Source organism: Vibrio vulnificus CMCP6, from assembly GCF_000039765.1.
In the GTDB taxonomy this organism is placed as follows: domain Bacteria; phylum Pseudomonadota; class Gammaproteobacteria; order Enterobacterales; family Vibrionaceae; genus Vibrio; species Vibrio vulnificus_B.
Genome location: NC_004460.2, coordinates 1,346,624 through 1,358,466, shown reverse-complemented (window position 1 = coordinate 1,358,466; position 11,843 = coordinate 1,346,624). Strand labels below are relative to the sequence as shown.

Below are 11,843 nucleotides of genomic sequence, written 5' to 3'. Positions count from 1 at the left end.
AAAAAACCAACCGCAAAATAAGTGCGATTGGCTTATGTATGATGTGAACAATGTGTATTCACTAACAACGTCAGTTGGCTAGGTGACCCTCGGCTTAATAAGGGTCGAGAAGTATTATGCATTAATCATGCCAACTTTAAAAGCCCTATTTTTGGGCTGAATATCTCATATATTAACTGTTGCTAAAATAATTTTTGCATTATGCAAAAGCATTTTGCAAATGGTTATGCAAATAGCCATTGTGAATACAGTTGCGCTTACTTTTTATACGATGAATCTAAAAGATAAGAATCGTGACCATTGTTCGAAGGCAAGGAGCGCTATGTCCACGTAATTTCATACTTTTTTGACATGAATCTGGGTATACTCGCTGCACTGCTTTTTTACGATTTCAACGACATGAATTATTTGTTTACTTTCTTAAAAGGTTTAGCGATGGGCGCCGCCGACGTGGTGCCAGGTGTCTCTGGTGGCACAATCGCGTTTATTACGGGTATCTATGACACCTTGCTCGAAAGCATTCGTCGCATTAACCCTAGCGTGATAAAAATCTGGCGTGCAGAAGGCTTTAAGGCGGCGTTTAACCACATTAACGGCTTTTTCTTAATCGCTTTGTTTGGTGGCGTACTGACCAGTATCGCAACGCTTGCCAAACTGATCACTTGGCTTTTGGCCAATCACCCTATTCCAATTTGGTCGTTTTTCTTTGGTCTCATCTTGGTATCGGTTTATCACATCCTCAAACAGGTTGAGAAAAAAGACCTCACTCGTTTCGCTCTGTTGTTTCTCGGCATCGCGTTTGCCTACAGCATTACCGTGCTTAAACCACTTCATTTAGAACCCACATCCATCAATGTCTTGATTGCGGGGGCGATTGCGATTTGCGCGATGATTCTGCCGGGTATTTCAGGCAGCTTTATTCTGCTGCTCATTGGCATGTACGCGCCGGTTCTTGGCGCGGTTAAAAGCTTTCAAGTTGACATTCTGGCGCTGTTCTTAGTGGGCTGTGTGACAGGCCTGCTGACGTTCTCTCACGTGTTGTCATGGCTGCTGCGCAAGTTCCGCGATTTCACGCTGATGTTCTTAACCGGATTGATGATCGGCACACTGCCGAAAATCTGGCCTTGGAAAGAGACCATTAGCTGGCGTGTCAACTCGAGCGGCGAGCAAGTACCCTTGGTACAACACAACCTGTCGCCGTTTGAGTTCGAAGCGCTGACCTCGCAACCTTCGCAATGGGTGATGGCGATTGTCATGGCGCTGGTTGCCATTGCTTTGGTGCTGGGTTTAGAGAAGTTTGCCGAAGCCAACGCAAAATAACCCCCAACCTAAATCAGTTCAAAGCGGAGAATCCTCTCCGCTTTTTTATTGCTAACGCACAATTTTCAACGGCTGTCGCAGTGTTTCAAATGGAATGTGGTAGGATCGCCTCACGCTTCTTCCAGCTTCAAAAATAATGAACAACATACTGAAAATTATCGCGTTTATCGTCGCTCTCTCAGGCGGATTCTTTGCCAAAGACATCGTACAGCTGTTTTCATCCGACACAACCGCTGTGGCTCAATCTGCGCCTCGGTTAGAGGATTATTGCATGCTCTCAACCCAAGCTTGCACGCAGCAAGCGGTAAGCATGACGTTAAGCAACGATACCGCGCAACCGCTGATTGCCAGTGAAATCACGGTGGAATGGCCTGCGACAAGCGGTGAGCAACTTATGCTGAGCCTGCGCGGGCTAGAAATGGAAATGGGCACGCCAAAGTTTATCTTAAAGCAAACCTCACCCGGTCTTTTTCGCGGTGAAGTGATTCTGCCCGTTTGCACCACCGACGCGATGACGTGGTTAGGCGAGCTTACCGACGGTACTACCACGGTTTACCCTGCAATAAGGATGCAACGATGAGTAAAAATTGGTCTCTCTTTCTGGTGGTCGCTTTTGTGCTTGGATTTGCACTCAAAAGCTATTTGGATCTGCAAGGTAAAGTGGAAAACGAAGCCACACCACCCACTCACTCAGCAGCCATGCTCTATGGGCAAGATGAGCAAGCGGTGAACATTTTTGACACGGAAGATACACGCATCCGTGTGGTCTATTTTGGTTTTACGCGCTGCCCAGATGTGTGCCCGACGTCTTTGGCGATGCTCTCTGGCGCTTTGAACGAGTTGGACGATGCCACCAAGGCGAAGCTGCGCCCTCTGTTTATTTCGCTCGATCCTGAGCGTGATGACGCGAAGCTTTCTGCGCAGTACGCCCACTATTTCCACCCAATGATTGAAGGGCTGTCTTCTTCACTGGACGTCACCACGGAACTGGCCAAACGCTACGGGGTCATTTTCCGCAAAACAGAATTAAAAGACTCAGAGTTGAAGTACACGCTCGATCACAGCTCTTACTTCTACTTTTTGCAGCCCGATGGCACCTTGATCACCAAAGTGCCACACACCTTAACTCCCGCTCCGATTGTGGAAGCAATAAAAACGATAACCCAAGGAAATTAGGATGAAACTTAAAGCTCTCGCGCTTGCCGCACTATTTGTCAGCCCGTTGGTTAGCGCCCAAATGGATCTCATGGCTCACCACCCTTATGCCCGAGCGATGGCCCCGGGTGCCGTGAACAGTGCGGTCTTTGTTGAACTGATGAACCGCAGTGACAACGTGCGCACGATTGTTGCCGCAGAAACACCAGCAGCAGGCAAAGTGGAACTGCATGACGTCATCAAAGAAGGCGATGTGATGAAGATGCGTCAAGTTGATTCGATTGAGATCCCAGCGAAAGGCAAGACTGTGCTCAAACCGGGCAGCCTTCACATCATGCTGTTTGATCTCAAAGCACCACTGAATGAAGGCGAGCAGATCGATGTCACGGTGACTTTCGCCAACGGTGAAAAGATGACCTTCCAAGCGCCGGTAAAAAAAGTAATGAAAGGCATGCAGCACTCAGGCCACTAAGTCCTTGGCAGCTGACAGCAAAATGCAAAAAAGGAGCAACTCAGTTTGCTCCTTTTCTTTATGCAACGTATACTCATGCGGTTTCTATGACTGACTGGAGGAATTCTGATGATTGTAACAAACCAAACTCAAAGGGCATGGTTGGGTTAACGGAAAGTCCGTTTTCAATTCTATTATCGCATTACGCGACTTCTCCCTTCCCTTCTCAATTTGCCCGGTCAAACCGGGGTGATTCTATTTGATTTACGAATGAAACCCTGAAGCTATTACTTAGTGGGTGCTTTTGCGCACCGGGAAAATTCGCAATGAACAACACAATGACGTCTTCTCAGCCTTACACTTTGACTCAACTAGGCTGGAAACCATTTTTTCAACAACAACTGACGCTTGAAGATTACGAAAATACGCAGATCTGCCGTATCGTTGCTCATCATCGCAGTGGTTATCAGCTTTGCAGTGAACAAGGGCGCTTTCACCTTGCCATTCACCATGCGCAACCGAAAATGACGGTTGGCGATTGGGTTTTGCTCGATGAGCAGCAACAGTTTAAACGTCTACTTGAACGCCAAAGCGAACTGAGTCGCAAAGCGGCTGGCAGCAAAATTGCGGAGCAGTTGATCGCCACCAATGTCGATACACTGTTTATCGTCTGCTCGCTCAATGATGACTTTAACCTCAGCCGTATTGAGCGCTATCTGAGCATCGCAAAAGAAGCGCACATCGAGCCTGTGGTGGTGCTCACCAAAGCCGATTTATCTCCGCAGGCAGAGCAAAACATCACGCAGGTTCAGCAGCTCAGTGCAACGTTATGGGTAGAGGCGGTAAATGCGCTCGATCCTGTCAGCGTCGCGGCATTACAACCTTGGTGTGCCAAAGGCAGAACAGTGGCATTTATTGGTTCTTCTGGTGTGGGTAAATCGACACTCACCAATACCTTACTTGGTGAAGAAACCCAACAAACGGGTGGAATTCGTGAAGATGACAGCAAAGGTCGCCACACCACCACGGCACGCTCTGTTCATATGATCCCTGATGGTGCATTGATCATCGATACACCGGGAATGCGTGAACTGCAACTTGCCGATTGTAGTGAAGGCGTCAGCGAGACTTTTGCTGAGATCGAAACGCTCGCGCAACACTGTCGCTTTAAAGATTGCCAGCATCAGCAAGAGCCAGGATGCGCCGTTCAACAAGCAATTGACAATGGCACGTTAGAAGCCCGACGTTTACAAAACTACTTTAAGCTGCTTCGAGAACAAGCCTACAACGCTTCAACGTTTGCAGAGCAAAGGAACAGAATCAAGCAAATTGGCAAAATGTACCGTCACGTGCAAAGTGACAAGCAAAAACTCAAAACCACCTATTAACCTCAACAGAGCGTAACTTTTTCATAACCAAAGTGGGCATTCATTCACTTTGGTTATGCTTTCTCCTTACCAATCACCATGTCAAATTCACCATTATTCAACACTTTTAACCATGCATCACAACATTGAACAAACAATAACCCCAAAAACAAACTAAAACTAGACACAAAATATTACCAAGCTACTATAGGTTCCATTCAGCATAAAAATGGCTGAATTTTTATTAGTTCTATAAAACGATTATTCAAATAACCATAATTCTGATAAATGCAGGAATGATGTATGCAACATAACAGTCTTATCGCCCGATTTGCCCAAGGCAATCTGGTGCTCCAAATCTTAGTCGGTATCATCCTCGGTATCTCGCTCGCGTTGGTTTCACCAAGCTCAGCGGAAAGTGTCGGTATGCTAGGCAGCTTGTTTGTCGGCGCACTGAAAGCGATCGCCCCTATTCTTGTGTTCATTTTGGTCGCCGCTTCGATTGCTAATCAAAAGAAAAACCAACACACCCATATGCGCCCTATCATTGCGATGTACTTAGCCGGGACCTTCTTTGCCGCTCTAACAGCCGTTGTTTTGAGCTTCATGTTCCCGACGACATTAACCTTGGTCACTGGCGCAGAAGGGGCAAACCCTCCTCAAGGCATTCTGGAAGTGATCAAAACCTTGCTGTTCAAGTTGGTTGATAACCCAGTCAACGCACTGATGAGCGCAAACTACATTGGTATTTTGGCATGGGGTGTCGGCCTTGGTTTGGCACTTCACCACGCATCAGACACCACCAAAGCGGTATTTGAAGACCTGAGCCACAGTGTTTCTCACATCGTGCGCTTCATCATTCGTCTTGCGCCATTTGGTATCTTTGGCTTAGTGGCTTCTACATTCGCGACGACGGGTTTCGATGCCTTAGCTGGCTATGCGCACCTATTGGTGGTGTTGCTGAGCGCCATGGCGATCATTGCGTTGATAGTGAACCCTGCCATGGTTTACGTGAAAACCAAGCAAAACCCATATCCACTGGTATTCCAATGCCTACGTGAAAGTGGTGTAACGGCTTTCTTCACCCGTTCAAGTGCCGCCAACATTCCGGTAAACATGGCGTTGTGTGAAAAACTAAAACTAGACGAAGATACGTACTCTGTCTCTATCCCACTGGGTGCAACCATCAACATGGCGGGTGCGGCCATCACCATCACCACACTGACGCTGGCTGCCGTTCATACCATGGGTATCGAAGTAGACTTGATGACAGCGATTCTACTGAGCGTGGTTGCTGCCGTTTCTGCTTGTGGTGCATCAGGTGTTGCTGGTGGTTCTCTGTTACTGATCCCACTTGCGTGTGGCCTGTTTGGTATTTCAAACGACATCGCGATGCAAGTGGTCGCGGTTGGCTTCATCATCGGTGTGATTCAAGATTCTGCTGAAACGGCGCTAAACAGCTCAACGGACGTGGTATTTACTGCCGCAGTCTGTGAGTCAGAAGCGCAGAAAGCAAAAGGTTAATCTTGCCTCACCATTAGTCTCAATAAAAAGGAGCCTTAGATGGCTCCTTTTTCTATTCAACCGTTTTTAACGTCACTTCTTCCAGCGGAAAGTGCTTGCTAGGCTCAACAAATTCTTGCTGCGCAGCAATGGTTTGCAGTTCCCACTCGCCAGCTTGGTAAGTCGCGTTCAGCACGCCGTAGCACGCATCATGACAGTGCTGGAAGGCTTGTTTTGGCGTCCAACCTTTCAATAGGCCCGCAGTGAAAATCGCCGAAATCAAATCACCTGCGCCAACGGGTGCTTTAGCAAATTCGAAATGAGGGCGCTTCGCTAAATAAGTGCCTTCTTGCGTGGCCAACAACATGTTGAAGCTCTCGTCAGACAGGCAGTATAAATGTTTCACCAACACCACTTTTGGGCCCTTCGCTAGTGCACGCTGGCAAGCGATGATCGCGTCATCAAGGGTGTGGATTTCCATTTCGGCAAATTGGCTAAGCTCGAACTGGTTAGGCACAATCACGTCCGCCATTGGCATGAGACGGTTTAACAAGTTTTCCGCAATCCCCGGGGCGACAATACAGCCTTTGTCTGGCGCGCCCATCACTGGGTCACAGACGTAAAGCGCGTCAGGATTCGCTTGTTTAACTTTGGTGACGGTTTCTTCCACGGCCAGACATTGCTCAGCACTGCCTTGGTAGCCCGTCAGCACCGCTTGGCACTTCTCTAGTGCGCCAATATTGTTCAGACCACGAACCAGTTCGCTGATGTCATCAGCCGAGAACGCACGCCCTGTCCAACCTTCTTGGTACTGGGTGTGGTTAGAAAATTGAACCGTGTGGATCGGCCACACTTCAAAGCCCATGCGTTGCATTGGGAAGACTGCACTGCTGTTACCGGCATGGCCATAAGCAACGTGTGACTGGATGGAGAGGATACCTTGCATAGTACCAGACCTCTTCTTGTTGTTATCAATAGTTCAAAGACAGCGGCAAGCGCTCAATTTACGAAACCAGTAGTGTATTCGACAAACCAAGATTCTCGAACTCAATTCTGAAGCGAATGGGCTGAGAGTTGGTCATCCATACCTGACTCTTGATTTCTCTCTGTCTTTTCAAGCGGGAGGGCAAACACTCATCAACTCGCTCAAGCAACTACAAAGGTATCGGCGTCGAGTGTAACAGCCGCTTGAGGGATTGGGGTCTGCTAATTGTTGAAAATCAGTTTTCACCGTGTTGTAAATAGTCACGTATAAAATGAAAAAAAAACGAGCCTTCCACATTAAGTTGGGGAAGGCTCTTTCTCGATGATGTTTAATTGGCTAAAGGTTCATGCTTGGCCGCGATCAAACCATAAGCACTCCAACCTAAGAAGGTGACGATAGAGCCCCACATCATGGCTTCGTAGCCCGAACCATACAATGCGTAGAAGCTGTAGAGAGAACCAACCAAAGCGATGATGTTGGTGGTTTTCATTTCGCGTTCAGGCACGTGCGCCACTTGCTGCATGATGAAGATTGCGCCCATACATAGGATGTAAGGAATAACGTTAGTTACTACCGCTAGGTTAACCAGTGCTTCAAATTGCTCGTTCAATGTTGGCGAGATAGTCATTAAAGAAAGCACAGATTGGATAACCGTGATGGCCACCATCCCTTTGATGGGCGTGCCGCGTTTATCAACTTGTGAGAACAGTTTCGGGAAGAAGCCTGCGTCTGAAGATGATTTGAATACGGACGCGATAGTGAACTGCCAACCCAGTAGTGAACCTGCACAAGCTAGAACGGCCATGCCCGCAACCACTTTACCCGCCGTAGAACCTAGCATCACTGTCCATACTGTTGAGAATGGCGCGGTAGAGGCAGCAAGTTCAGAGTTCGCTACGATACCAGAACAGATGTTGGTTGAAACAATGTAAACCACTGCCGCAATCAGCGTACCGCCCAATACTGCGATTGGTACATTCTTCTCTGGATTTTCTACTGCTTCTGAGTTTGCACAAGCTGACTCAAGACCTAGGAACGCCCACAGTGTCATCGCGATCGACGCACTAACCGCTTCACCAAATGGTAGGTGATGTGGGTTCCACGCTTCTACGTACATGGTTGGGCTAAAGTAGAACCAACCAACAATACCCAAAGAACACACTGGAAGGATAACACCCCAGACTGTAAACGAGCCGATTTGACCGGTGATCTTCGCACCACCAAAGTTAGCGAAGGTACAAATCCAAAGGATCGCGATGGTGTACAGACAGGTCTCTACTGGCGACAAAGTCACTTCGAAGAAAGCCGAACCATAACCGACACAAGTAATCGCAATCGCAATGTTGGCAATCAACAATGACAAGCCGTAGGTCCAACCCGCCATAAACGCACCCGATTTACCAAACGCGTACGAGGCATAGCCGTTCATCCCACCGTCACGCTTACTAAAGCGACCACATTTGGCAAACACGTACGCCAAGGCTAACGAGCCTGCTGCGGTGATCAACCAAGACAATACCGAGATGGTGCCCACCTGCGCTAACTTACTTGGCAGCATGATGATGCCCGAGCCAGCCATGTTGATGAAGGTCAGAATGGTCAGTTGCACCACCGACATTTTTTTGGTTTCAGTACTCATAAATTATTCTCCACGAATAAACGGTTCGCACCGCGACAACCAAGTCACGATGCGAACGGGGTAGATTAATCTTTAAGGGCGTAGCAATGGGCGGTGGTGCGGCCATTGACGTCTTCTAGGTACACACCTTGAATCTCGGGTGCGAAGCCTGGGAATCGGTTGATGCCTTCTTCTAGAGATAAGAAGTAATCGACCACTTGTTGAGTCCAGATTTCGCCTGTGATCACACAGATAATGCCTGGAGGGTAAGGAAGCGCACCTTCTGCTGCGACACGACCTACCGCTTCTTTCAGAGGCAAGTAATCACACTCGCCACGGAAGTATTTGCGTGTCGCCACATCTGGTTTGTGCACCATAGTTGGGAAGTATTCGCTACGGAACATCGCTTTTTGTAGCTGTTTCACGTTCAGCTCTTTGTACATGTCATGCATTTCCTGACATAGCTGACGGATGGTGTAGCCGCGGTAGCGCTCTTTATTCGCTTCGTAAACGCGAGGCAGCACGATGTTTAGCGGCGCATCATCACGAATGAATTTTTCGAAGCGGTTAATTTGCGCCACAAGATGACGGATCTTACCCATGTCCTCTGCTGGAGTGAGAAGGAACAAGATAGAGTTCAAGTCACACTTCTCAGGGATGATGCCGTTCTCACGTAGGAAGTTCGCCAATAGCGTGGCAGGAATACCAAAGTCTGCGTAGCTGCCGTCTTCTGCAATACCCGCAGTAGTTAGCAACAATTTACATGGGTCAACGAAGTATTGACCTTCACCGTAACCTTCAAATTTGTGCCAGCTTGCGTTTGGCTCAAACATGAAGAATTTCTTATTCGTTGCGATCACGTCAGTGTCGTAGCTGCCCCAAGGTTGACCTTCGACTTGGTCTGGAATGAACGGACGAATCAATTCACAACTCTTAAGGATTTCTTTACGCGCTTCGATACCTGTCTTAACCGCATCACGCCATAGACGCAGACCCGCTTCACCATCGTGGATCTTGGCGTTCACATCCAATGCGGAGAACAGCGCATAGAATGGTGAAGTTGACGCGTGCATCATAAACGCGTTGTTGAAGCGTTTGTGGTTGCAGTAGCGAGCCTGACCTTTGATGTGGTGGTCTTTTTTGTGGATTTGCGAGGTTTGAGAAAAGCCAGCTTGTTGCTTGTGAACAGACTGAGTCACGATCACACCCGCATCTTCTGGTTTCAGATCCAGTAGCAATGGAGAACAGTCTTTCATCATCGGAATGAACTGCTCGTAACCCACCCATGCTGAGTCAAATAGGATGTAGTCACACAGATGACCAATCTTATCCATCACGTAGCGTGCGTTGTAGATGGTACCGTCGTAAGTGCCCAATTGGATGATCGCAAGACGGAATGGACGTTCATCACGCGCACGTTCGGGTGATACTTTGGCGATTTGGGCACGGATGTATTCTTCATCAAAACAGTGCTCATCCATACCACCAATAAAGCCCCAAGGGTTACGCGCCGTTTCTAGGTAAACTGGCATACCGCCCGCTTGGATTAATGCGCCGTGGTGGTTTGATTTGTGGTTGTTACGGTCAAACATCACCAAGTCCCCCTCGGTCACTAACGCGTTACACACCACTTTGTTTGAAGCCGAAGTGCCGTTGAGTACGAAGTAAGTTTTGTCTGAGTTGAACACTTTTGCTGCGTGCGCTTGAGCTTGGTGGGCAGAGCCTTCGTGGATTAACAAGTCACCTAAATCTACGTCCGCGTTACACAAGTCACTACGGAATAGGTTTTCACCGAAGAAATCGTAGAACTGTTTACCTGCTGGGTGTTTTTTGAAGAACTGACCGCCTTGGTGTCCTGGACAGTCGAATGCAGAGTTGCCCATTTCCACGTAGTGCGTCAGTTGTTTGAAGAAAGGCGGCAATAGGCGGCATTCGTATTTGGTTACCGCTTCATTGATTTGGCGACAGTAGTATTCGATGGATTGTCTTTCTAAATCGATAACGCCGGTTAACCATACGTAATCTTCGGCTGACACTGGGTTTTCATCTGTGACCAAGAAAACCGGAATGCCATAACCCGTTTCAGAAATCACTTTGTGTAGACCAGCCTTAATATCTGCCGACGTAATAATGGCAGCACCAACATCGGTTAATTCGACTTGCTCTAAAGGATGAAGATGACGATTAAATTGTTCATCTAAAGATTCAGCTAATAAACTGAAATCTTCTGGCATGTAATTACTAACACCAATAACTAAACGCTTCATTTTAAATATCTCTTATTTGTTCTTTAAAAACGACAAGCACAGATATTACAAATGGAATTTAGATTTGAAATTTAAAAAACAAATTTCGTGATTATTCGTTCATAATTAAAAACCTTATTTAATCGAAATAAAATTTCGCGATCTTTATCACTTTCCTTTCGATAAGCCAATGATATTGGATTGAGACTAAATTTGAATTCAGATAAGAAATTCTGTGACTAAACCAGTGACAAATAGAAATAGAATTAAAAGAAAATAAAATTTTGCGATTTTCATCACTCTATATTGTTTGTATTTGATTTATTAGCGATAAATAAAAATATATCATTTAACATTTTATAAACCACAAACAAAAAAGCCATCAACATTTCTGCTAATGGCTTTTCATTTATTGTAGGGAAAAGAAACAAAATCAGTTAAATAGATGACTATCCAGCTTAACGCCATTGTTCGACCACTGTAGATACCGTTTCACTGCTATGCCCGATGAGTACATCGTATGCTTGCAGTCCATACATTCAACAAAGTACAACCCACTCATGCCTGCCATAACGTGCAACCGACGGCTATCGCAACGCTTACAAGACAACCTTTGAACCTTGTTATTGGTGTCTATACGGCGAGCAAAATTCAGTGTTTCATGGGAGCATAACGCTTCCATGGCACTCTCCTTAAAAGGATGTTCACTGAGTAGATAATTGATGGCGTAGTCGTAAACAGGGGGAATTGAAGATTTTCCACTCTCTATATTGGTTATTTTGGCAACAGAGACTCCCAACAAAGAGGCAAATTCCACTTTGCTGTACTCCAAGATAAACCGAGAAGAGATGAACTTATCTGCACTTATAATTCTCAACATACACAAATCTCTAATAATAATAAACCGAGTACGTTGTACTCTGTTCATTGTTGAAACATGCAATAAAAGTCACTTCCAATTGTATTTATTCGAACAGTATGTTCTATTTGTTTTTATTATCATGCTACTAATTGATTTTAAAATCAACAAGCACAATTTAATACAATCATTATTTACATTAAACATGATTAAATATTTTCACTTATACAAATAAAGAAAAACCATAGAATGGTTAAATACTTCCACTTATTGAGCATTAAACATTGCATTTTATAAAGAGGGAATCCCCCCCTTTTTACATAGTTTTCACCATCATCA

The 11,843-nt window shown here is 46.3% G+C and carries 10 protein-coding genes; 6 read left to right on the top strand and 4 right to left on the bottom strand.

All coding sequences use genetic code 11. The features are described 5' to 3' along the window. Positions 1–399: 399 nt before the first annotated feature. The 6 genes from VV1_RS20940 to sstT all read left to right on the top strand — a co-directional run bounded on the left by VV1_RS20940 (position 400) and on the right by sstT (position 5,817). Entirely contained in the window at positions 400–1,320 is a 921-nt protein-coding gene (locus VV1_RS20940; RefSeq protein WP_086016973.1) for a polyprenyl-phosphate transporter, read from the top strand. Between the two features lie 136 nt (positions 1,321–1,456). Continuing rightward, a complete protein-coding gene (locus VV1_RS20935) occupies positions 1,457–1,900 on the top strand; it encodes a hypothetical protein (RefSeq protein WP_011082134.1) in 444 nt (147 codons plus the stop codon). Continuing rightward, positions 1,897–2,496 (top strand): SCO family protein, encoded by a 600-nt coding sequence (locus VV1_RS20930; protein ID WP_011082133.1) that lies wholly within the window; start codon positions 1,897–1,899, stop codon positions 2,494–2,496. Before VV1_RS20935 ends, VV1_RS20930 begins: the two co-directional genes overlap by 4 nt. Position 2,497: 1 nt before the next feature. Beyond that, positions 2,498–2,947, top strand: a complete 450-nt coding sequence (locus tag VV1_RS20925) for a copper chaperone PCu(A)C (RefSeq protein ID WP_011082132.1) — start codon at positions 2,498–2,500, stop codon at positions 2,945–2,947. A 305-nt stretch (positions 2,948–3,252) separates the two neighbouring features. Next, positions 3,253–4,314, top strand: coding sequence for a ribosome small subunit-dependent GTPase A (gene rsgA, locus VV1_RS20920; RefSeq protein WP_043921199.1), 1,062 nt, complete (start codon positions 3,253–3,255; stop codon positions 4,312–4,314). Positions 4,315–4,596: 282 nt separating this feature from the next. Next, positions 4,597–5,817, top strand: a complete 1,221-nt coding sequence (gene sstT / locus VV1_RS20915; protein ID WP_011082130.1) for a serine/threonine transporter SstT — start codon at positions 4,597–4,599, stop codon at positions 5,815–5,817. Positions 5,818–5,869: 52 nt separating this feature from the next. Here sstT and pdxY read toward each other — a convergent pair whose 3' ends face one another. From pdxY to VV1_RS20895, 4 genes are all read right to left on the bottom strand, one after another. Further along, positions 5,870–6,742 (bottom strand): pyridoxal kinase PdxY, encoded by an 873-nt coding sequence (pdxY, locus tag VV1_RS20910; RefSeq protein ID WP_011082129.1) that lies wholly within the window; start codon positions 6,740–6,742, stop codon positions 5,870–5,872. Between the two features lie 367 nt (positions 6,743–7,109). Further along, on the bottom strand, positions 7,110–8,420 hold the full coding sequence (gene potE / locus VV1_RS20905; RefSeq protein ID WP_011082128.1) for a putrescine-ornithine antiporter: 1,311 nt from the start codon (positions 8,418–8,420) through the stop codon (positions 7,110–7,112). A 65-nt stretch (positions 8,421–8,485) separates the two neighbouring features. Continuing rightward, positions 8,486–10,666 (bottom strand): ornithine decarboxylase SpeF, encoded by a 2,181-nt coding sequence (gene speF / locus VV1_RS20900; protein ID WP_011082127.1) that lies wholly within the window; start codon positions 10,664–10,666, stop codon positions 8,486–8,488. Between the two features lie 412 nt (positions 10,667–11,078). Next, the gene (locus VV1_RS20895) at positions 11,079–11,525 is read right to left on the bottom strand and encodes a helix-turn-helix domain-containing protein (RefSeq protein ID WP_011082126.1); all 447 of its coding nucleotides are present in this window, start codon (positions 11,523–11,525) and stop codon (positions 11,079–11,081) included. Positions 11,526–11,843 lie beyond the last annotated feature (318 nt).